Origin of the sequence: Chryseobacterium antibioticum, from assembly GCF_012927325.1 — a bacterium.
GTDB lineage: Bacteria > Bacteroidota > Bacteroidia > Flavobacteriales > Weeksellaceae > Chryseobacterium > Chryseobacterium antibioticum.
This window is the reverse complement of the sequence record NZ_JABBGI010000014.1, coordinates 16,337-38,313: the sequence shown is the minus strand read 5'-3', so window position 1 is coordinate 38,313 and position 21,977 is coordinate 16,337. Positions and strand designations below refer to the sequence as shown.

The 21,977-nt window shown below is 36.9% G+C and carries 24 protein-coding genes; 16 read left to right on the top strand and 8 right to left on the bottom strand.

Going from position 1 to position 21,977, the window contains the following annotated elements:
* Window positions 1-198: 198 nt before the first annotated feature.
* Window positions 199-1,356 (top strand): hypothetical protein, encoded by a 1,158-nt coding sequence (locus HHL23_RS12150; protein ID WP_169235073.1) that lies wholly within the window; start codon window positions 199-201, stop codon window positions 1,354-1,356.
* Between the two features lie 115 nt (window positions 1,357-1,471).
* Here the strand turns inward: HHL23_RS12150 and HHL23_RS12145 are convergent, their stop codons facing one another.
* Window positions 1,472-2,380 (bottom strand): helix-turn-helix domain-containing protein, encoded by a 909-nt coding sequence (locus HHL23_RS12145; RefSeq protein WP_169235072.1) that lies wholly within the window; start codon window positions 2,378-2,380, stop codon window positions 1,472-1,474.
* A gap of 506 nt (window positions 2,381-2,886) precedes the next feature.
* Here HHL23_RS12145 and HHL23_RS12140 point away from each other — a divergent pair.
* From HHL23_RS12140 to HHL23_RS12120, 5 genes are all read left to right on the top strand, one after another.
* Window positions 2,887-3,798 carry a DMT family transporter gene (locus HHL23_RS12140; protein ID WP_169235071.1) on the top strand — a complete coding sequence of 304 codons (912 nt, stop codon included), beginning with the start codon at window positions 2,887-2,889 and terminating at the stop codon, window positions 3,796-3,798.
* A 245-nt stretch (window positions 3,799-4,043) separates the two neighbouring features.
* Window positions 4,044-4,610: a hypothetical protein gene (locus tag HHL23_RS12135; RefSeq protein ID WP_169235070.1), complete on the top strand. Its 567-nt coding sequence runs from the start codon at window positions 4,044-4,046 to the stop codon at window positions 4,608-4,610.
* Between the two features lie 7 nt (window positions 4,611-4,617).
* Window positions 4,618-6,741, top strand: a complete 2,124-nt coding sequence (locus HHL23_RS12130) for a cation:proton antiporter (RefSeq protein ID WP_169235069.1) — start codon at window positions 4,618-4,620, stop codon at window positions 6,739-6,741.
* Between the two features lie 47 nt (window positions 6,742-6,788).
* Window positions 6,789-7,424 (top strand): hypothetical protein, encoded by a 636-nt coding sequence (locus HHL23_RS12125; RefSeq protein ID WP_169235068.1) that lies wholly within the window; start codon window positions 6,789-6,791, stop codon window positions 7,422-7,424.
* A gap of 14 nt (window positions 7,425-7,438) precedes the next feature.
* Window positions 7,439-7,798 carry a hypothetical protein gene (locus HHL23_RS12120; protein WP_169235067.1) on the top strand — a complete coding sequence of 120 codons (360 nt, stop codon included), beginning with the start codon at window positions 7,439-7,441 and terminating at the stop codon, window positions 7,796-7,798.
* A 249-nt stretch (window positions 7,799-8,047) separates the two neighbouring features.
* Here HHL23_RS12120 and HHL23_RS12115 read toward each other — a convergent pair whose 3' ends face one another.
* Complete coding sequence (locus tag HHL23_RS12115; protein ID WP_169235066.1) at window positions 8,048-9,160, bottom strand: 5-(carboxyamino)imidazole ribonucleotide synthase; 1,113 nt, start codon at window positions 9,158-9,160, stop codon at window positions 8,048-8,050.
* A 41-nt stretch (window positions 9,161-9,201) separates the two neighbouring features.
* Window positions 9,202-9,753 (bottom strand): DUF1543 domain-containing protein, encoded by a 552-nt coding sequence (locus tag HHL23_RS12110; RefSeq protein ID WP_169235065.1) that lies wholly within the window; start codon window positions 9,751-9,753, stop codon window positions 9,202-9,204.
* Between the two features lie 85 nt (window positions 9,754-9,838).
* On the opposite strand from HHL23_RS12110, the gene HHL23_RS12105 reads away from it, so the two are divergent.
* A complete protein-coding gene (locus tag HHL23_RS12105; RefSeq protein WP_169235064.1) occupies window positions 9,839-10,669 on the top strand; it encodes a sulfite exporter TauE/SafE family protein in 831 nt (276 codons plus the stop codon).
* Window positions 10,669-11,052 carry a DUF1634 domain-containing protein gene (locus HHL23_RS12100; RefSeq protein ID WP_073332946.1) on the top strand — a complete coding sequence of 128 codons (384 nt, stop codon included), beginning with the start codon at window positions 10,669-10,671 and terminating at the stop codon, window positions 11,050-11,052. The genes HHL23_RS12105 and HHL23_RS12100 overlap by 1 nt, the downstream gene beginning before the upstream one ends.
* A 2-nt stretch (window positions 11,053-11,054) precedes the next feature.
* Here HHL23_RS12100 and gloA2 read toward each other — a convergent pair whose 3' ends face one another.
* Both gloA2 and HHL23_RS12090 read right to left on the bottom strand, forming a co-directional pair.
* Complete coding sequence (gene gloA2, locus HHL23_RS12095; protein ID WP_169235063.1) at window positions 11,055-11,432, bottom strand: SMU1112c/YaeR family gloxylase I-like metalloprotein; 378 nt, start codon at window positions 11,430-11,432, stop codon at window positions 11,055-11,057.
* Window positions 11,433-11,507: 75 nt separating this feature from the next.
* The gene (locus HHL23_RS12090; protein WP_169235062.1) at window positions 11,508-11,948 is read right to left on the bottom strand and encodes a nuclear transport factor 2 family protein; all 441 of its coding nucleotides are present in this window, start codon (window positions 11,946-11,948) and stop codon (window positions 11,508-11,510) included.
* A 131-nt stretch (window positions 11,949-12,079) separates the two neighbouring features.
* On the opposite strand from HHL23_RS12090, the gene HHL23_RS12085 reads away from it, so the two are divergent.
* Entirely contained in the window at window positions 12,080-13,162 is a 1,083-nt protein-coding gene (locus tag HHL23_RS12085; RefSeq protein ID WP_169235061.1) for an endonuclease/exonuclease/phosphatase family protein, read from the top strand.
* Window positions 13,163-13,331: 169 nt separating this feature from the next.
* On the opposite strand, the gene HHL23_RS12080 is transcribed toward HHL23_RS12085, so the two are convergent.
* Complete coding sequence (locus HHL23_RS12080) at window positions 13,332-14,618, bottom strand: adenylosuccinate synthase (protein WP_169235060.1); 1,287 nt, start codon at window positions 14,616-14,618, stop codon at window positions 13,332-13,334.
* A gap of 59 nt (window positions 14,619-14,677) precedes the next feature.
* Between HHL23_RS12080 and HHL23_RS12075 the strand changes: the two genes are divergently transcribed.
* From HHL23_RS12075 to HHL23_RS12065, 3 genes are all read left to right on the top strand, one after another.
* Window positions 14,678-15,331 (top strand): exodeoxyribonuclease X C-terminal domain-containing protein, encoded by a 654-nt coding sequence (locus HHL23_RS12075; protein ID WP_169235059.1) that lies wholly within the window; start codon window positions 14,678-14,680, stop codon window positions 15,329-15,331.
* A gap of 70 nt (window positions 15,332-15,401) precedes the next feature.
* Window positions 15,402-15,650, top strand: a complete 249-nt coding sequence (locus tag HHL23_RS12070) for a type II toxin-antitoxin system ParD family antitoxin (protein ID WP_169235058.1) — start codon at window positions 15,402-15,404, stop codon at window positions 15,648-15,650.
* 81 nt (window positions 15,651-15,731) lie between these two features.
* A complete protein-coding gene (locus HHL23_RS12065; RefSeq protein WP_169235057.1) occupies window positions 15,732-16,667 on the top strand; it encodes an alpha/beta fold hydrolase in 936 nt (311 codons plus the stop codon).
* Window positions 16,668-16,866: 199 nt separating this feature from the next.
* Here HHL23_RS12065 and HHL23_RS12060 read toward each other — a convergent pair whose 3' ends face one another.
* Both HHL23_RS12060 and HHL23_RS22810 read right to left on the bottom strand, forming a co-directional pair.
* Window positions 16,867-17,958 (bottom strand): ATP-binding cassette domain-containing protein, encoded by a 1,092-nt coding sequence (locus HHL23_RS12060; protein ID WP_317174691.1) that lies wholly within the window; start codon window positions 17,956-17,958, stop codon window positions 16,867-16,869.
* A gap of 77 nt (window positions 17,959-18,035) precedes the next feature.
* Window positions 18,036-18,458 (bottom strand): ATP-binding cassette domain-containing protein, encoded by a 423-nt coding sequence (locus tag HHL23_RS22810; RefSeq protein WP_317174690.1) that lies wholly within the window; start codon window positions 18,456-18,458, stop codon window positions 18,036-18,038.
* Window positions 18,459-18,841: 383 nt separating this feature from the next.
* Here HHL23_RS22810 and HHL23_RS12055 point away from each other — a divergent pair, with 383 nt between their 5' ends.
* The 4 genes from HHL23_RS12055 to HHL23_RS12040 all read left to right on the top strand — a co-directional run bounded on the left by HHL23_RS12055 (window position 18,842) and on the right by HHL23_RS12040 (window position 21,946).
* Window positions 18,842-19,396 carry a phosphoribosyltransferase gene (locus HHL23_RS12055; RefSeq protein WP_073332962.1) on the top strand — a complete coding sequence of 185 codons (555 nt, stop codon included), beginning with the start codon at window positions 18,842-18,844 and terminating at the stop codon, window positions 19,394-19,396.
* Window positions 19,397-19,521: 125 nt separating this feature from the next.
* On the top strand, window positions 19,522-20,100 hold the full coding sequence (locus HHL23_RS12050; protein WP_169235056.1) for an adenylate kinase: 579 nt from the start codon (window positions 19,522-19,524) through the stop codon (window positions 20,098-20,100).
* A 67-nt stretch (window positions 20,101-20,167) separates the two neighbouring features.
* Window positions 20,168-21,151 carry a GTPase ObgE gene (gene obgE, locus HHL23_RS12045; RefSeq protein ID WP_169235055.1) on the top strand — a complete coding sequence of 328 codons (984 nt, stop codon included), beginning with the start codon at window positions 20,168-20,170 and terminating at the stop codon, window positions 21,149-21,151.
* A 3-nt stretch (window positions 21,152-21,154) separates the two neighbouring features.
* On the top strand, window positions 21,155-21,946 hold the full coding sequence (locus HHL23_RS12040; RefSeq protein ID WP_169235054.1) for a hypothetical protein: 792 nt from the start codon (window positions 21,155-21,157) through the stop codon (window positions 21,944-21,946).
* The last annotated feature ends 31 nt before the right edge of the window (window positions 21,947-21,977 follow it).

The window sequence follows — 21,977 nt, the reverse complement described above, 5'->3', positions numbered from 1 at the left end:
CAACTTACATAACTATCTAATTATCAATTTATTGAAAAAAATGTAAATAAAGTTAATAATATGATTTATTGTTTTATTTTTTTTCAGTTATTTCTTTAATAAACCCTATAATTTTGCATTGTTCATTACGGTTACTAGATTTATTAATGATAATCTATTATATCGTACTGAAAGTAATAATATAAAAATACATGAATTATGAAAATTAAATTTCAATTTTTTGCATTGTTTTTGTCATGCAACATTTTCGCCCAGGTTGGAATAAACACATCGAATCCGGATCCATCTTCAATTCTTGACATTGTATCTACCAATAAGGGAATCCTCGCCCCAAGAATAAATCTTACGAGTACTACTTTGCAGCTCGGAAGCGCAGTAAACGCCGTTGGCTTACTTATTTATAATAATGGCGTGACATTACCGGCAGGATATTATTTTTGGAATGGATCAGAATGGAGGAATATTGATAATTCTACTGCTGTAGCTCCGGGAGTTACTTCGGTAAATTGCAGTGCAGCAACCTTATCGCCATCAAACTATACTGCTGGTGTTCCCTACAATGGATATTTGAAAATACCTTATACAGGAGGAAATGGTGGAAAATATCAACCCGGCAGTTCGATAACTGTGAATGGATTAACCTTTATATTAAGAGCAGATAAGCTTGAATACGGAGATGGGGAACTGGTATTTTCAGTAAGCGGAAATCCTACCGTCTCTTCTTCTGCTACGACAAGTGTAAATATCACCAACAGCCTCGTCCCGTTTATTACATCAGCACAAAACTGTACAGCTACGGTGGGAGGAGATGATAAAGCTGATATAAAAGAAATAGCAGTAATGGGGTCTTTAAAACTTAATACAGACGGAGGTTATGCCAACTATCAACAGTATTTAACAACACCCGATGGGGAGTTTTCAATCAGAGTCCGAACACCGCAAGGTTCAACATTTGGAGCGGCTGATATTGAGATAAGATCAAACAATGGTCCTAAAACTATCATGTGGAATTATCATACGGAGTGGCAAAATGGAGATTATAACGGAGCTGGAAATGCCTTTATTCTATCTGCTGGAAATACCTGGTATGGAAATAGTGGTTCTTATTATGATGCAGCAGGACCTTCTACTGGTCCTACTTCAGCCTGGGGTGATCCTGATGTTTATTATCTTGCTCCAGAGCATCGTCGCTACACCTGGACAACTACAAATAATGTGGATAAGACAATGTACGAGGCTGTCATTATGATGGGAGCACCCAGTTACAGCATCAACGCGAATGTCACCACCTGTCCTGCAGGAACGTGTATCAGTGCCAAAGCATATATCATTATAAAACAAGTAAAGGCGCTTTAAATTAGATTCTAAAACATATTACATGATGAATTCAATGAAGATGATCAATAATTGATCATCTTCATTTTATATTTCAGTTCTATTGTAAAGGGTTTGAATTGCATTGGGTTTACAGTTACATACTATTTAATCTGTTAATATATTCTGATGGGGTAATCCCTTCAACCTTTTTAAAAACCCTATTAAAAGTAGCCTGGTTAGAAAAACCACATTCTGTATAGATATACATTAATGTTACCTTATTAAGATCGTTTTCTGCAATGAGTTTTTTTACTTTATTGATTCTATAAGAGTTTGTAAAATGATTAAAGCTGCTATACCCGTTTTGTTTAATAGCTGTAGAAATATATAAACTATTAGTCTTTATAGCAAAAGCCAATTCTGAAATAGAAAAATTGACATCTTTATAAGGCTTTTCTGTTTCAATATAATCAATGATTTTTTGAAATAACAGGTTATATTTTTCAACATCTTTTGGGCTAAACTCTTTTACTTCAGATTGTAATTCTGATCTTACTTCTTTGAGATCAAAACGTTCAGTAGATACATGGGTTAAGACTATATCATCTTCACTGATATCATTTACCTGTTCATCAGTATTTTCTTTAATTAAATGAAGTGAATTATTTAAGCTCTGATCATCTTTAGCTATAAAATTATTTTCCTTCTCCATTTTATTTATTTTCTCATGACAATATAATAAAAGCATGAATGTAATAATGTTAGCAACGACTACAAATGAATCTGAAATGACCAAATATTTCTCTTCCGAGAATTTAAAAAATTCCAATCCAAGATCTTTGTATAATAGGTTTACAGACAAAATAATCAATGTAATATACACACAATATATATAGGTGTACTTTCTTTCCAAAAAAACATAAGCAGCAAATGGCACCGGAAGCAACCATATAGAGGAGGAAACAGAATATTTCCAAAAATTAAGCATAACAATAGAAACAACTAATGATCCGGTAATAAGGTGTAGATGTACCATGTTTTTTACTGGGTAATATTTTTTCATAATAGACCAGCTATATAAAAAAAACACACAATAAATTAATAGAAAATAAGAATAATATTTATACTCAAGAAATAAATAAAATATAACAGCATATGCCACCAGGACCAATAATAAAAAGTAAACATAGAGGGATATTAGTTTCCTTTTCAGAAGGTCAATACTATGCGTTTTTGGGGTTGCTGTTATAAATAAATTCATCATTTCTCTAAATTAACTTATCTAAGTCATAGAATAACAAAAGTATAAAAAATATGTGATTAGGAAAAAAGCAGGAAAACCTGGGTCTACTGCCAAAGGGAATATAGCTGTTGAACGTGTTGGGCTACTTCTATTCATGCAGACGGCAATACCACTTTATAACTCATCTAAATTTCTGCCCTCCAACATCCCGCTTTCTATTAGCTAAATACTCACCTCTCAATCTGTATCAGTAAAAATCACCGAAACTGTACCCATTCCATTCATTCCATAACAGGTATATTTGTTTGTTATACCATAGATTTACCTTGAAAGATTACAAACTTCTTTTTGCTGTTCTCACTGTTGCCATTGTCTGGGGAACTACATTTTTAGCCATTCGTGTTGCGGTGGAAACTATTCCTGCCTGGTTCGTGGCCGGGATCCGTCAGTTTCTGGCAGCGGTCATTATGCTGATGGTTCTTCTTGCAAGAAAGGAATTCAAATGGATCGGCTGGAAAAACCTGGGTTATCAGGTTATTTTCGCCTCACTGATGCTGATTGTCGCGAACGGGATGACAACCGTTGCCGAGGAAACCGTATCCAGCAGCCTGGCTTCACTGATCAGCGCCTGCTCTCCTATTCTGGTATTCCTGGGAAGTCTGGCGGTTGGTTTGCAGAAATTCAGCTTCCGGGCTTTGATTGGGGTTTTGCTCTGTTTCAGCGGAATTCTTTTTATTTTCTGGGATGGGCTACAGGATCTTGCTAATCCCGATTACAGAATGGGAATGATCTTCCTTTTCTGCGCCATCGCAGGATGGGCTTCCGGAACTATCTTCACGAAAAAACTCAATATCCAGAGTGGAAATATAACCCTGAATTTGTTTTATCAATTTCTGTTTGCTGGCGTTGTACAGATTATTTTCGCTTTTCTGTTTTCAGAAAATTACAACTTGGGCAACTGGTCTCTGAAAAGTATTTCAGCCATGATTTATCTGGCTGTTTTCGGATCTGTTGCTGCCTTTTTCGCCTTCCATTATGCATTAACTAAAATATCTCCCGTACAGGTTTCTATACTAGCCTATGTGAATACGGTTATTGCAATATTTTTAGGTTGGCTGATCATGGACGAAAAAATTTCCCTGAAATTTATCTTCGCGGCTGTGATGATTATCTGTGGTGTTTTTATTATTAATTATAAACCGGAAATGTTTAAAAAACAGAAGGTGGAAGGAAAATAAAGAGTAAAATCGAAAAATACAAAACCGTTTACTTTAACCACAAATATTTCAGATACTTAAGCTTAATAAAACACTGTATAGATCTGAGGAATCTGTGGGAATAGATTTTATTTCCTGATTTTAACTCCACCACACATCAGGAGGTCAATAAGCATGTAAAAGTCCCTGTATCCAAGCCTATATGAACCGTTAGATTTTATATTTTCCTTATTTTTTCTTATATTGTTTAGACCAACATCAACAATATGCTAAAAAACACTTTTTTTTTACTTTTTGCTGCCTCTTTTCTATTAATCAGCTGTGATTATAAGGAAAAAGAAAAAAACCTTACAGAAAGAGAAAAACAATTACTCGAAAAAGAAAAAACATTCGCAAAAAAAGAATCCGAATATCAGTCTCTGTTAAAAATGAGGGACAGCATTTTTTCAAAAAAAGATTCCGTGAGGATAGCCTTGTGGCCTGAAGAAATTTCCGGCACCTGGAACGGAAAGGTGATCTGCACAGAGTCTAACTGCAGTGATTATGCAGTAGGTGACCAGCGTACCGATATCTGGGAATTCGACAGTGATTCTATTCATCTTTCTGCAAAAATCATCAACAACAATAATCTGGTACGGATTTATTCCGGCAAATTTGAGAATAATGAAATTAAACTCAATTTCAGGACAGATTCCACTTCGCAAAAAAAAGTAGAAATGAATGTTCTGCTTAATGATATTTCGGACAACAAAATGAAAGGAACAAGAACCATTATAGCTGATAACGGCTGTACAGCCAGATTTTCTGTTGAATTAGTACGTTCCACCAAATAAAACACCCATGATTTTACTGAGTATACATAATCTGAGTTTTCCTATAGAAGATCCGGTATTGAAATTCCTGTTGGTGCTCGTCATCATCCTTGCCGCTCCCCTTCTTCTGAATAAAATTAAAGTTCCCCATCTTCTGGGACTGATCATTGCCGGTGCGGTAATAGGTCCAAACGGTTTCAATGTGCTTGCCAGAGACAGCAGCATTGTGGTTACAGGAACTACAGGACTTCTCTACATCATGTTTCTGGCAGGATTAGAGATTGATATGGGAGATTTCAAAAAGAACAAATGGAAAAGTCTTACTTTCGGGCTCTATACCTTTATTGTTCCTTTTGTTCTCGGGTATCTCGGAGCTTATTATCTCCTTCATTTTTCTATACTGACATCAATCCTTTTTGCCAGTCTTTTTTCTTCCCATACGCTGATCGCTTATCCGCTGGTGAGTAAACTGGGAATTGCAAAAAATAAAGCCGTAAATATTACCGTTGGCGGAACAATGATCACAGATATTCTGGCACTTTTGGTGCTTGCCGTGATTGTAGGAATGTCACAGGGAGATGTAGGGACCGAATTTTGGGTTAAACTTTCTGTTTCATTTATTGTATTTGCACTTATTGTTCTGATCATATTTCCCATTATCGGACGGTGGTTTTTCAAAAAGGTGGATGATAAAATTTCACAATATATTTTTGTGCTTGTGATGATCTATCTGGCAGCCATGCTTGCTGAACTTGCCGGAGTAGAAGCCATTATCGGGGCTTTTTTCGCCGGATTAGCGTTAAATAGGTTAATTCCTCACACCTCATCACTGATGAACCGTGTAGAATTTGTAGGAAATGCTATCTTCATTCCGTTCTTCCTGATCAGTGTGGGAATGCTGATCGATTTTAAGGTGTTCTTTAAAAGCTGGGAAACACTTGAGGTGGCAGGAATTATGCTTGTGGCATCCATCGGAGGAAAATATATTTCAGCGGTGATGACCCAAAAGACATTCAGGCTTTCCAAAGAGGAAGGGAAACTGATTTTCGGACTGAGTTCTGCTTCTGCAGCAGCAACATTAGCCTCCGTTATGGTTGGGTATAACATCATCCTTTCTGAAACAGAAACCGGCGAACCGGTAAGATTACTGAATGAGCACGTCCTGAACGGAAGTATTCTTCTGATCCTTATTTCCTGTACCATCTCCTCATTCATCTCAATGGCAAGTGCTCAAAAGATTGCAGAAAGCGACAATGAAGATACGGTTTCCGGCAACAGCCATGAAGAGGAAAACATCCTGTTGGCCATCAACCACGAAGAAACGGTAGAAAGAATGGTGAATTTGGGAATCCTGATCAAAGCCCATTCGAATACGGAGAATCTGTTTGCTTTAAATGTGATTAATGAAGATAAAAATGAATCATCGGTGAAAAATGCTGAAAAGCTTCTTCACCAGGCTGCAGATGCTGCTTCCGCTGCTGACGTTAAGATGCAAACGCTTAAAAGATATGATAACGATGTGATCAACGGGGTTAAAAATGTAATCAAGGAACAGAAGATTACTGACCTGATCATCGGACTGGAAGATGAGAAAGGCTTCTCCCCTTCTTTTGTGTATAATCTGTACAACGGTTATCTTCAGAATGACGATGTGAATGTGCTGGTCTATCACGCTGCACAGCCTCTTTCCACGATAAAAAAATATGCAGTGATGATCCCGGAGAATGCGCATAAGGAAGCCGGATTCTTCCACGCCCTTCTGAGGGTATGGAATGTGGCCAGAAATTCCGGGGCAAACGTCGTTTTTTATGCTCCCGAAAACATTCTTGATATTCTTCAGAAAATCGTAAAAAAAGCCAATATAGAAGCCGAATTCATCATTATGAGTACCTGGCAGGATGGTGAAAAAACCGCGGCAAAATTGAAGGAAAACGAAGCATTGATCGTCCTGATGGCTAAACGCGGCATGCAATCTTACATTCCGCGCATGAGGCTTATTCCTGAATTACTGAACAGGTATTTACGTGATAACAATTACCTTCTGATCTTCCCGTTCTCGGAATTTGACGAGAATAGTCCGGAGATACGTTCTGTAGGAAATCATGGTGATTTTATGGAGATTGGAAATGTAATCCAGAAGATTTTTAAATAATAAGTATTAATTTAAAAACTTTTAAAACTATAAATCACTGAGAATAAATGAAAGTCAATCTATTGTTAATATCCATGATGGTGGCCGTTCTGTTTTCATGCAAAGAAAAAAAAGAAGCAGTCAAAACTGAAGTTTCACAACCCGCACTGGCCGACACTGTCGCAGCAGCACCTCCGGAAGAAATAAAAACAGATACAGCCGTTATAAAGGAACCTGAAAATATAAAAACTGAAGAACCGGGTGCAGAACCTGAAGCTATCTCTTACGATCTTGCCTTCAACAAATTCCCATCTTCGAATTATAAGTTCATCAAAAAAGCAAAACTGGATTTCTCAAGCGATGAAGGCGCTTATAACTTCAGGACAAGAATTAAAGAAGCGTATGCATCTGGCACCCCAGATTTTGCCCGCTACTACATCACTGTGATTTTCGGATGTGGAGCAAGCTGTATTATGGGATCAATGATGGATGTTCGCGATGGAAAAATTTACGGACTTCCTTTGGGTGAGGAAACTTCCTGTATGTTTGCGGAAGACCGGGCTATCTTTAACCTTAACAGCAGGCTTTTTATAGCCAGTATCTGTAAAGAATCTCCTGAAGACGAGAGTGTTTATTACCATGCTTTTGTGTGGAATGAGGACAAGAAGGTTTTTGAAAAGGTGGAGGAGAAAGATATTAAGTAATAAAGTTGAGTGTTATGAAAAAAGCTGCGATAGTAATAATTTCCATCCTTCTTGTAATCATTGTATCCCTCACAATCTACTGGAACCTTCCGATAAACATCACAAGACGTTCTGATATAAAATACGGAAACAGTCTTATCCAAAATATTGAAATTTATAAAAAGACCCATCATCACCTTCCGGAAAATAATGATTGGGAAACACTCGAAAAATTAGGTTTCAAAAAAGAAGATCTTGGAGCACAACCTGACTATAGAAAAAACGGCAATGGCTCTTATGAATTAGTTTATCTTGATGAATTTGATGGCCCTTTTTTGATCTGGAATTCCAATGAAAAGAAATGGAGCATTGATTTTCCTAAAATTCAAAAGTAGAACGTGGATAAAATAGAGTAAATTCAAGCTTCACAGCATTCAGAAAAGCCTGCTCAAACCACTAATCTACTAAAGTTTTTTCGCGCAAAGCTTTAATTTAAGATCATACTATAGATTTGAGGAAAGCCAAGAACAGAATCAACAAGTTGATTCACATGAAGCAGATGGATAGATAACATTGAGAAAATCACATAAAAAAGAGCTGCAATCATCATTACAGCTCCTTTATCTTTATTTTAAGTATAAGTCTTATTCAGCGATCACTCTCACCATACTTTTCACCTTCACCAATTTCTCCATAAGTTCTTCTCGGGAATCAGCCAATACATTGATGTGTCCCATTTTTCTTCCGGGCTTGGTTTCCGTTTTTCCGTATAAATGGATGTAGGTTTCAGGTAATTTAAGCACCTCTTCCATTCCCTCATATAGTACTTTTCCGGCATATCCTTCTGCACCTACTAAATTCAGCATTCCACTATAGGTAATTGCATCTGTATCGGCTAACGGTAGATTTTTTACTACACGATACATTTGCTCAAACTGTGAATTGGTATTCCCTTCCTGGCTCTGGTGACCCGAATTGTGTAATCTTGGAGCGGTTTCATTCACCCATATTTTTCCTTCTTTATCCAAAAATAATTCAATAGCAAAAAGTCCTGGAGAATTTACAGCATTCAGAAATTTCTCTGTAATTAAGTCAATTTGTCGTTGAGTATCTTCAGTAAGAAGAACGGGACAAACATTGAAGTCCAAAAGATTGAGTTTTGGATCTGCAACCATTTCTGTCACTGGAAAGATATTTGTTTCACCGTTTTCATTTCTGGCAACGATGACGGAAAGTTCTTTGTCGATATCCACAAGGCTTTCGATGACTGAAGCCTCTTTCCATAAGTGTTGGTAATCCTCTTCTGTTTTGATCACCTGAACGCCTTTTCCGTCATACCCTCCCGTATTCATTTTCTGTACAAACGGTAACGGCATCATGATCTTTTCATCACTGTTCCATACCACCTGAAATTCAGGGCTTGGAATATCGTAGGTTTTATAGAATTCTTTCTGAAGGATTTTTTGTTGGATCGTTTTGATAATAGCGGCATTGGGAACTACTTTTATGCCTTGTTTTTCAAGCTCGGCCAAAGCATCAGCATTCACATGCTCTATTTCGATGGTCACCACATCCTTATCTTTCCCAAAGTTCAGGACGGTTTCATAGTCGTTGAAATTTCCCTGTGTAAAATGAGAGATCTTGTTGCACGGTGCATCAGAAGCCGGATCCAGCGTATAAAATTGGTCGTCGTATTTCAGTGCGCTTTGTATCAGCATCCTTCCTAGCTGTCCGCCTCCTAAAATTCCTATTTTCATTCTTACTTTTATTTTTTCTATTAGATTTTTTATGGAAAGTCTTATTGAATTTTATCGATCTTTAAATATCCCAGCCCCATTGGGTTTTTCTGATCTTCCGCATCAGATTTTGTCAGGACGATGGAATATTTTTCCTTCATTTTTTCCGGCAGGATATCATTCACATTGAAAATATCATCAATATCGACACCATGTTTATCATCTACATGGCTTACGGCGCCTTCAAACCCCATCGTTGCATAAAACTCTGTAGCTTTTGCTCTTTTGATGATCTCCCCCATCGATTTCCCTACCATCAGATGCTGTTCGTGAAATTCTTCAAAAAAGCCTTTCTTGTATCCCCCTAAGTTAAGGAAATACAGTTGATCTTCAGAGGTATGATCTGTTTTTTCAACGATTTTCACCTCATATCCGTCTGCAAATTTCACTTCCTGATGGCAGTCTAAATGGATCTTTCCTTCGGCTTCTTTCCAGAAATCCTTCATATCAGGAACGAGATCTTTAAGATTTTCTGCGATCCCGAAAAAAACGTCATGCTGCTCGATATTCCTGCCCTTGGGTGTTGCACCGAGAATGATATAAAATAATTTCATTTCACTTTTCATGCCTGCAAAAATACGTCAAATTTATCTTTTTTAAACGTTTGGCAGAATAAGGCAATAGTTTTATATTTGTAGCATGTCAGAAATCATTATTCTGTTCCTCGGTGCGGTTTCAGCCGGTCTTTTAGGTTCACTTACGGGTTTGGGAGGAGGAGTTATCATTATTCCTTTATTGACGCTGGGTTTCGGCGTTCCTATGCATTATGCAATCGGTGCTTCTTTAATTTCTGTGATCGGAACTTCTTCCGGTGCTGCGGTAGCTTTCGTAAAAGAGGGCTTTACCAATATGCGGATAGGAATGTTCCTGGAGATCGGTACTACGGCAGGGGCTATCATGGGAGCTTTGCTTTCCGGAATGCTTAATCCCAATACCATCGGGATCATCTTTGCCAGCATTCTTCTATTGACTGTTATTCTCAATCTTAAAGGAAAACCTGACCATCAGGAACCGATCATCAAGGGAAGTCTTGAAGAAAAACTGAAGCTGTACGGAACTTTTCCTGACAAAGGCGTTTTAAAAAGCTATTCGGCTAGAAATACAGTTCCGGGATTTTTAATGATGATGTTTGCAGGTGCCATGTCCGGACTTTTAGGAATAGGATCCGGTGCGCTTAAAGTATTGGCAATGGACAATATGATGAAACTGCCCTTTAAGGTTTCTACGACTACGAGTAACTTTATGATTGGTGTCACAGCAGTAGCAAGTGCCCTGATCTATTTCCAGAGAGGTGAGATCATTCCTGTGATTGTAGCTCCGGTATTGATTGGTGTGGTAGTAGGAAGTTTCATCGGATCAAAAACACTGATGGTATCGAAAACAAAGAAATTAAAAGTATTCTTTGCGATCGTGATCACTATTTTATCAGTCTACATGATGTATAACGGTATCAATAAAAGCTTCAGATAATGAGAAAGAATTTTACAGATGTAGATCTGAACCGTTCGGTAGGAAATCTTTTGAGACTAGGCGTAATTTTATCTGTAATAACATCATTGATTGGTTTTATCAAACTTTTCGTGGAAGGCTTTGAGATGCCTAAAAAATATTCGTCCCTTAATATGGGTACCTCTTCTGAAAAAGTATGGGGAATGTTCTGGAGTTCTTTATGCAAAGGAGAAGGAATGGCGATTATCCAGCTGGGAATTCTGCTGTTAATTTTCACTCCTCTGGTAAGAATTATTTTCGCACTGATCGGGTATTTAAAAGAAAAAGACTACGTGTATGTAGTCATTTCTTCAATAGTTCTTGTTATTATGGCGATCAGCTTTTTTACAGGATACGCTCACTAATTTTACATTTCATAAAACTCCAGCGGCAGCTGATCCGGATCCTGGGTAAAGAAAAACTCTTTTCCAGTGTATTCATCTATGCGGATGTCTTCACAGATAAGGCCTTTTGCTATAAGGTCTTCCCTTTTAACGCTAACATTCTCAACAGAGAACGCCAAATGTCTTAAACCACATGATTCCGGGCGCGAAGGTCTTTCCGGCGGATCAGGGAATGAAAAAAGCTCAATAACATAATGGTCTCCGATGGCCAGATCAAGTTTGTATGATTTTCTTTCTTCACGGTACACTTCGCGGATAATATTCAGGCCTATCACTTCAGTATAAAATTTCTTTGAAACTTCATAATCTGAACATATGATGGCAATGTGATGAATCTTCATTGTATATGTAAATATTTCTTGTCAATATCCAAAGCTAATGGGCATAGCTGGTAAAAATATAATTTAAAATTAAATTTATTTTATTTCTCTGCAGTTCTCTTTCCTCCTGGTATCGATGATGTACTGAATTTTCCATTCATCCTGTTGTTTCACCAATTGAAAGCTGTTCGCTCCACAATGTGAAAACTTTCCTTTAAAGTAGAAAGAATAAGGCGTAAATACACTGGCCAACCCTCCATCTGAATGAACGGCGTCAACGATGATCTTTTCCTCCAGATCATCTTTTGAAAATTTAGAGACAGAAGCAATAAATTCCTGAACGTTTTCATTTTTTACCGTTCCGTCTTTGGCAATGCTCTGTAAAATAGCGTTCTCTGCAAAAGCAGATTTCATCAGTTCAGAATCGGCATTTTTCATGCCCAGAAATAGGTTACGAATCGGTTTTTCAATGTCCTGATTCTGCTGTCCGAAACAGAACGTACAGAACAGTAAAGCGGCGGCGGCAAGTTTATTCATATGGATATCAATTAATCTGATTCCATAAAAATAGGAAAAATATAGTCAACAATTAAAATTAACAAAGTTTAAAAAATGAATTGCGCTTCATTATTTAAAAATAGATTAATTTTATCCATTTATTTGAAATTATGTGGGGAATTTATTTGTTTTTGATTGCATTGCTGATACTGTTGACGATACTACCCAAGATTCAAAACTCTCATTGGATATTTCGGGTTCCGGAATTCGGCAAAATCCAGATTACTTATGTAGTTGTTATTACCTTTATTGCAGGGCTTTTTCTTGATCATCCCCAGCATTTCTGGTATGGACAGGGCCTCTTGCTTCTGCTGTTCGTTCATCACGGTGTCACATTGGTAAAATATACTCCTCTTTACCCGGTGAAAAAATACAGACAACAACATCAGTCTTCCCAAAAGCTTCATTTTATTTCCGCTAATGTCTACCAGTTTAATAAAGAATATGACCGATTTATTGAACTGATCAACAAACACAAACCTGAAGTGTTTCTTACCATGGAAAGCAACGGAGACTGGGAACAAGCGATGAAAGTGCTTGAAAAAGACTATCTGTTCAATCACAAAGTGACGCTTGAAAATACGTATGGAATGCATTTCTATTCTCAACTTGAGATCAAAAGTGCACAGACGCATTATTTCGTTGCTGATGATATTCCAAGCATTGAGGTTCATTTAAAGACCAAAGATGGCTTTTCTTTCGTATTCTTTGGAGTACATCCGCCGCCGCCAAGTCCTACGGAAGAGGAAACTTCAAAAGAAAGAGACGGTGACTTGCTAAGCGCGGCAAAACGCGCCAAAGATATCAAAGAACCTGTGATTGTTGTGGGAGATTTCAATAATGTCGCATGGTCCAAATCCTCTATATTATTTAGAAAAACAAGTCATCTGATCGATCCCAGAATCGGACGTTCGTTTGTATCTACATTTCACGCTAAGTACCTTCTGCTAAGATTTCCGATTGATTTAATGTTCCACAGTGAAGATATTTTCATTAAAGAGCTTAAAACCCTGGAAAATTTTGGATCAGACCATCTTCCTGTATACTGTGAGTTTTTCATTGATCATCATAATGACGAACAAGAAGAAAAGGTAGAAGAAGCCACCGTTGAAGAAAAAGCTGAAGCAGAAGAAATGATACAGGAAGGAAAAGAAGAGGATGGAAACCGGGATGCTGTAGTGACAGAGGGATAAGATTGAAGCCAGCTCTATTCATTTTTTTTAGCGCAAAGATTTAATATGATGCGGCAAATTTGAGGAAAGCAAAGAATACGGCTATGCCGGTGATGAAGCAGCCGGATGTTTATAAAAAAAGAGACCGTCATGTGACAGTCTCTTTTCTATTTTTTATTTTATTCTGAATTTAGAATAATTCTTTTCTGATGATGTTCTGGCTTCTTTCAGGGCCAACAGAAACTAAGTATACATTGATTCCAAGATATTTCTCGATGAACTCGATATATTTCTGAGCATTGTCAGGAAGTTCGTCGTAGCTTCTTACTTTGGTAAGATCTTCTTTCCAACCTGGCAGATCCTGGTAGATGGGTTCGTAATTGTATAATTTCTCAGTTGAAGAAGTGAAATAATCGATGATTTTTCCGTCTTCCGTTTTATAATGAGTTACGATCTTTAAGTTTTCGATTCCTGTAAGAACGTCTAATTTAGTAATCACAAGGTTATTGATCCCATTGATCATACAAGCATGCTTTAGAGAAACAAGGTCTAACCAACCTGTTCTTCTTGGTCTTCCTGTTGTAGCACCGAATTCACCTCCGATCTGTCTGATCTTTTCTCCTAATTCATTGTCTAATTCAGAAGGGAAAGGTCCGTTTCCTACTCTTGTACAGTACGCTTTGGCAACACCGATAAGGTTTTGAAGGGATGTAGGCGGAACTCCCGCTCCTGTACAAACACCTCCTGTAGATGGAGAAGATGAAGTTACGTACGGATAAGTTCCGAAGTCGATGTCAAGCATTAATGCCTGAGCGCCTTCAAAAAGAACATTTTTACCGTCTCTGATGGCTTCGTTCAATTCAACTTCTGTATCAACGATTCTGTCCTGAAGCTGTTTTCCAAGCTCTAAAAATTCGTTGTAAATTTCTTCAACGTCTAAAGTTGGTTTTCCGTAATATTTTTCGAAAAGAGAGTTTTTAATTTTTAAGTTTTTCTCAATTTTGTCTCTTAAAATTTCAGGATTTAAAAGGTCGATCATTCTGATCCCTACTCTTGAAATTTTATCTTCATAGCAAGGTCCGATTCCTTTTTTAGTCGTTCCGATTTGCGTTCCTCCGTGTTCTTCTTCACGGTAAGTATCCAAAAGAATGTGGTAAGGCATGATGACATGCGCTCTTCTGCTGATAAAAATGTGGTCAGTTTTCAAGCCTTTGCTCTCAATCTGGCCAACCTCTTTAATGAAAGATTTTGGGTTTACCACTACTCCGTTCGCAATGATACACTTCCCTTTGCACTGTAGAACTCCTGAAGGGAGAAGGTGCAAAACAAATTTCTCTTCACCTACATAAACCGTATGACCCGCGTTGTCTCCTCCCTGGAAACGAACAACATAATCCGATTTAGCTGATAAAACATCCGTGATTTTTCCTTTACCTTCATCTCCATACTGAAGACCTACAACTACGTAAGTTGACATATTTTACTTTTATTTTAGATTCATGCAAAATTACTTTTTAAAAATAGGGTGGGCAAATTATGAGGAGATTTTATTTTTGGATGGGGTGGAAATTTATCAAAAACTTATCTAAGGTTCATTTAATAGCTTTTGGTAAAATTATAATTACTAATTTAGCTTATAAAAGCTATATAAATATGAGAATCAATTCAATAACAGACAATTTTCATTTTGGAAAATACAAAGACAAAAAAATTTCGCAAATAATTATTGAGAACCCTAATTACATATCTTGGTGTATAAGATATTTAGATAATTTTTATATCTATGAAAGTTTTATCAAAGATGCAATAATGTTAAATTCAAATTTTAACATTGGAATTTCTACAATAGAAATTTTAGATCGAAAGATTCAAGATACCAATGAATATAACAAAAGTTTCGTAATATTTGATATTAAACTTGATAATTTACATGAGACTGAAACTGTTAAAATTCTTCAAAAATACTCTTACAAAGATTGGCTTAATCCTTTATTACAACCTATGCTTATTGATCTAGAGACAAAGAAAAGACTTGAAGATGAGCAAATAAAAATAGAATTGGAAGAAATTAGAGAACAATATAAGAGAGAAGAAGAAGAGAGAAGATATAGAAATGAGACGGATTGGTCATCTCATAATGATGACTTGGGCTGGGGAGAACAAAGTGAAAAATTCTGGAACCAATTTTAGTCTTTCTTAGTAAGAAAACTCATTTTTTAAACAATACCAAAAATTGATATGTTTGACTAAAATTAAAATGATGGCAAAAAACACTTCAATATTATTGGGAGATTATTTTGATAATTTCATTGCTGAGCAGATAAAATCAGGAAAGTACACTTCAGCAAGTGAAGTTATAAAAAATGCGTTAAGACTGTTTGAATATGAAGAATCTAAGAAGACAAAATTAGTCAACGAATTAAAAAAAGGTGAAAAATCTGGCTTTGTTGACGATTTTGATAAGAACGAATTGTTGAATACTCTTCATAAAAAATATTCTGACTCATGAAAAGTCTCTGATCATCTCTAATGAATTTGATTTATTCTGTATCTTTGATATTCTCAGAAATAATCAAAGCTCCTCCACACCATGAGATCATCACAAAAATCATTCTATCTCTCCCCATCTCCCTCAAGCGAAGTAAAGCTCTTTCACACCCTGTTCACTCCTGACGAAGTTCCCGTAAAAGCTACTTTGCTCATCATCCATGGCATGCAGGAACACAGCGGAAGATATACTGAAATAGCAGGTTATTTTGCAGACCGCGGATTCGCTGTACTCACCTATGACCATCTGGGACATGGAAAATCGGTGAAGGATAAAAAAGATATCGGATTTTTCCAACTGGATCAACCGGATGAAAAGCTTATTTCAGATGCTGAAGTGATGGGTGATTATCTTATACAACAATATCCGGATGTTCCTCACTTTGTTCTTGGACATTCCATGGGATCATTCGTTACCCGGTGTCTTCTTCAAAGAGCTAGCGGCAAATTGAATGGAGCCATTATTACAGGAACCGGAGGTCCTTTGGCGGGTATCAGTCTGATCAATGGTTATCTCTCGTTAGCCAACAAAATAGCGCCGCATTATCTTACGTATCTCAATACTCTTTTTAATACGGTCAATAATAAACCTTTTAAGAAAGATAAAGACTTCAGCGACACAAGCTGGCTCAGCATAAATCCGGCCAACAGAAAAGCTTTTACTGAAGATGAACTCTGCGGGATTCCTTTTACGAATAATGCATTTTATACCTTGTTCAGTGTTTACAAAAAAGCTACGGCAATAAACTGGGCCGCTTCTATTCCCAAATCCTTCCCTCTTCTATTTGTCAGCGGACAGAGCGACCCGATAGGAGATTTCAGCAAAGGAGTGATACAAACTGTTGATTATTTAAAACAGGATGGTTTTAAAGATATCAACATTAAAATTTATCCCGAAATGCGCCACGAAATATTGAATGAGGAAATCAGGAAAGATGTTTTCAATGACATATTTCAATGGATTGCAAAGCATTTATAAAACTAAAATCTGTGTTATCTGTATCTATTGGTCACCGCAAAGACGCCAGGATTTTATCTTTGATACAATTGTAAACCTCTTTTACCTTTGCTACAAACCAACAGAAAAATCTTTTAGACCCATCAGTAACTAATATAACACAAGCATCAGCGAAATCCGTGAAATCTGCGGGAGCATAAAAACATCAACAGAACATTATTTAACCCAAAACAATCTCCCTCTCCACGCCGATCTCTTCAAGAAAGGTCTCATCATGGGAAATCACCAGCAAGGTTCCCCGATAATTTTTGATAGAATTGGTGAGAATCTCTACGTTCTGCAAGTCTAAATTGTTCGTTGGTTCATCCAGAATAATCATATCCGGAGATTTATTGCTGATTGAAAGCCCGCATAAGAGCAGCCTCAACCGTTCTCCTCCACTCAATACCCCACATTTTTTAGTCCAGGTTTCTTGTCTGAACAAAAATCTGAAGAGTAAAGTCTTCACTTCAGACTCCTGCATTGCACTGTCATTAAATTGCTGGACAAAATCATAAACAGTCACGTCCTGACCAATCAAAGAATATTCCTGATCTACATAAATGGTATTAAATTCTGATTTTGAAATGGTTCCAACAAATGGCTTCAGATTTTCCAACAAAAGTTGTATCAAAGTTGTTTTCCCGGAACCATTGGATCCTTTGATCAAAGTCCTTTCACCGCTTCTGATGTCAAAATTGAGATTGTCTTTCCACAATAATTTTTCATCATATTTAAAATTAACTTCATCTGCAGCAATCAAAAGTTTTCCGGAATGCAGATCAGAAGAATTAAAATTTACTTTCATCTGATCAGAATTTTTCAATGACGAACGTAAACTCCTCAAGTCTCCCGAGAGATCATTGATCTTTTCAGCATGAATATCTTTTAATTTGGAAGTGTTTTTTTCAGCATTATTACGCAACGTATTCATCATGATTCTTGCAACACCGGACTTTTCCTGCTTCTGTCTTCCTCTTGCATCCAGTTTTTGCTTTCTTTCCAACGTTTCGCGTTCTTTTTCTTTTGCTTTTTTCAGAGCACGTTCTTTAGAATGAATGTCATTGTTCAAGGCATCCTGCTCTATTTCTTTCTGTTCAGCATACAAGTCATAATTTCCGCCATAAGCTGAAATCCCCTGATTGCTTAATTCAAATATAACATCAACAAGATTCAGTAAAGTTCTGTCGTGACTGACAATAACCACGGTTGAATTTGTTTGTTTAATAAAATCATACAGGAGTTTTCTACCTTCCAGATCAAGATGATTCATGGGTTCATCGAGTACAATAACATCAGGCTGATTAATGTGAATTCCAGCCAGGAAAACTTTTGTTTTTTGTCCGCCACTTAAACACTTTCAAGTTTTTGATTTAAATTTAAATCTGCGAGTTTCCAGTATTGTAAGGCATTCTGGCATCGTTCCTCACTATCCCAGTCGTCATTTAAAGTTTCAAAGTATTCATCGTCTACCTCACCATTGGTAATCTTGTGAAGAGCATTCAGTTTTTTGTCAATCCTAAGACATTCTCCAATGGTAAGATGATCAAAATTCCCGAACATCTGCGGAACATAATACAGATCACCGTTGACTGTTACGTTTCCTTCTAATGGTTGAATTTCCCCGGCAATGATCTTCAGAAGCGTAGATTTCCCTACACCATTGCTTCCGGCTAGTGCAGATTTTGTATGAGGCTGTATTGATAAATGGATAGAATTAAACAGGAGGTCTCCTCCCGGAAAACCGTAGGATATACTTTGTAGTACAATCATAATTTCTTTCTTTGTAATAGTTAAACATCAGCAACACATGGTTACTGTTTCGTAAAATCGGAAAGAAATTAAATCCTACATGTTTTATCATTGGGTTTTGGAAGTACAAAGATAGGAAATTTCCAAATATTACATTTTCCTGATAAAAAACATATGGATTTTTCCAATACTTCTAAGGAGCCTGCAATCCACCGGACCAAAATTCCGTTCTCTGCAAAAATTATAAATCTTAGATTTAATGGGATAATTGAATAGAATTACAGATTTTTGAACCGCATTATTTCCAGTACATCCTGCTTAAATGAGTCATTATGAAATCCGCAATAAAAGTAGAAAAGATTTTAATCAAAAAAACGTAACTTTGCCGACTACTAAAATTTTTTATGGAAAGCATTAAAGTTCACGATAAAACTTTCGTTCCTTATCTGAAGGAAGCCGAGATTCAGGAAATTGTAAAAGAAACAGCTTTAAAGATTTATGAAGATTACAAGGATGAAGTTCCTGTTTTCATCGGGGTTCTGAACGGAGTGATCATGTTCTTCTCAGATCTTTTAAAATACTATCCGGGCGAATGCGAAATTGCTTTCATCCAAATGAGCTCTTACGCAGGAACTGAATCTACAGGAATCGTTTACCAGAAAATGGAACTAACGAAAGATGTGAAAGACCGTCACATTATTCTTGTTGAAGATATTGTAGATACTGGAAATACCGTTGAAAGCTTATTCAAATATTTCACAGAAACCCAGCGTCCGAAATCTGTAAAACTGGCTTCTTTCTTATTAAAGCCTGATGTATACAAGAAAGATTTCAAGCTGGATTATATCGGAAAAGAGATTCCAAATAAATTTGTCCTTGGTTACGGACTTGATTATGATGAATTAGGAAGAAACCTTGCGAATCTGTATCAGTTGGAAGAGGGACAGATCAACCATTAATTATTGCTACTAGCTTTTGGCTATTAGCCATTAGCTTTAAATATTAAATCGAAATAAAGTAAATATTAACTAAAAAAGCTAAAGGCTGAAAGCTTATTGCTGAAAGCTGCAAGCGAATCAACATTATGATAAACATTGTTCTGTTCGGCCCTCCAGGAAGTGGAAAAGGAACACAAGCTCAAAACCTGATCGAAAAATTCAATTTAAAACAGATTTCAACAGGTGACCTTTTCAGATACAACATGAAAAATGATACTGAGCTTGGAAAACTGGCTAAATCTTACATCGATAAGGGAGAATTGGTTCCTGATCAGGTAACGACGGATATGCTGATCGAGGAGCTTAGAAAGCCAACCGATACCAACGGATTTATCTTTGATGGCTACCCAAGAACGACTGCTCAGACAGAGGCTTTGGAAAAAATCGTAGATGAGGAACTGAACGACAAAATTGATATCTGCCTATCCTTAGTGGTTGAAGATAAAACTTTAGTGGAAAGACTTCTGAAAAGAGGTGAAACCAGCGGAAGATCTGATGACAGCAATGTGGAGATCATTGAAAACAGAATTAAAGAATATTATACTAAAACAGCAGAAGTAGCTGAACTTTACAAGCAACAGGGAAAATATGTTGAAGTAAACGGCGTAGGAGAAATTGATGAGATTTCCCAAAAACTTTTCGCTGAAGTCGAAAAAATTAAATAATCGGGATATAGGTTACGGGATTTGAATTCTTCCAATCCCGTAACCCGCAACCCGCAACACAAACTATATGTCTAACTTTGTAGATTACGTAAAGATCCATTGTAAAAGCGGACACGGAGGTGCTGGTTCTGCCCACCTTCGCCGTGAAAAATATATTCCTAAAGGTGGTCCGGATGGAGGCGACGGAGGTCGTGGCGGACACGTCATCATGAGAGGGAATGCTCAGGAATGGACTTTACTTCCACTTCGATACACCCGTCACATAAAAGCAGACCGTGGTGAAAACGGAGCGAAAAGCCAGCTGACCGGTGCTGACGGTGCTGACATTTATATCGATGTTCCTATCGGGACGATCGCTAAAAATGAAGAAGGAGAAATTATCGGCGAAATTCTTGAAGACAAGCAGGAAATTACTTTGATGCTTGGAGGAAAAGGGGGAAAAGGAAATGAACATTTCAAATCTTCTACCAATCAGACACCAAGATATGCACAGCCAGGAATGGATGGTGAGGAAGGCTTTGTGGTTTTCGAGCTTAAAATTTTAGCCGATGTAGGTTTGGTTGGTTTTCCAAATGCCGGAAAATCTACCCTTCTTGCCTCTGTATCTGCAGCAAAACCTAAGATCGCCAATTACGCATTTACCACACTGACTCCCAATCTTGGGATTGTGGATTACAGAAATTACAAATCATTTGTAATGGCTGATATTCCGGGAATCATTGAAGGTGCTGCTGAAGGAAAAGGTTTAGGACACAGATTCTTAAGACATATTGAAAGAAATTCTATCCTTTTATTCTTAATTCCAGCTGATTCTGAAAGTCATTTTCAGGAGTTTAAAATTCTGGAAAATGAATTAACGGAATACAATCCTGAACTTTTGGATAAAGATTTCATCGTTTCTATTTCAAAAGCCGATCTTTTGGATGATGAACTGAAAAAAGAAATCTCTGCTGAATTCCCGGAAAACAAAAAGCCACTATTTTTCTCCGGTGTTACTGGAGAAGGCCTTGTAGAACTGAAAGATGCAATCTGGAAAAAACTTCACGGATAAAAGATGATACACTCATTAAAGAAAATAACAGCACCCGCTGTTATTTTTGTTTCATTTCTTCTACCTGCCTCAGCTTATGCTCAGGATAGTGATTCATTCGTGGAAACATCTAAAACAGATGAACCGGCGCCTTTAAATGATAAGGCATTTTTTAAGTATGAATTCAACAAAAGGGTAAAGTATACGCTTACCTATGATAAGATCAAAGATCAGGGTACAAGCAATGAAGTGAGTGAGGATATTCAGTATTTCATCAGTGATACCGATTTGTCCGTCCTATCTTTTAACAACAGCAGAAATGGTTTTATTTATAATTTAAATAAAGACACCAACCCTGTACTTCCTGTCTTGATCAAGGAGGAGAGCAAAGAGATTAAACCCGGAAATTTTGATTATTTTAAAGGTGATATCCCTCTGGAATCTGAAATTGCAGACATCAAAAAAAGGAAAAAAGTAAAAACTGAACATATTTTAGAACTGGTTGAAAAGAGAGCAGAAAATGATCTGATTCATTACAAATACAACCTTATTCTTAATCAGAAAGTGAAAACGAATCTGGGAGTTATTGAACTGGACATTAGCAACAGTGATCAGGATTTTAATAACAATATTCTCTATAATATGGAACCCCTGTTCTTTAAAAATAAAATACTGTTCACAAAAGGAGAAATAAAGAGCTATTCTTATTATAACTCCTCCAAAAAGAGAACAAAGTATTATGAATCAAAGGATCATGATTCTGTACTTTTAAGATTATCATTCACCAAAGGCTGCTGTGTTTCATCTCTGGAGTAACTTCAATCCTGAAGCCGCTTCTATTTGGAAT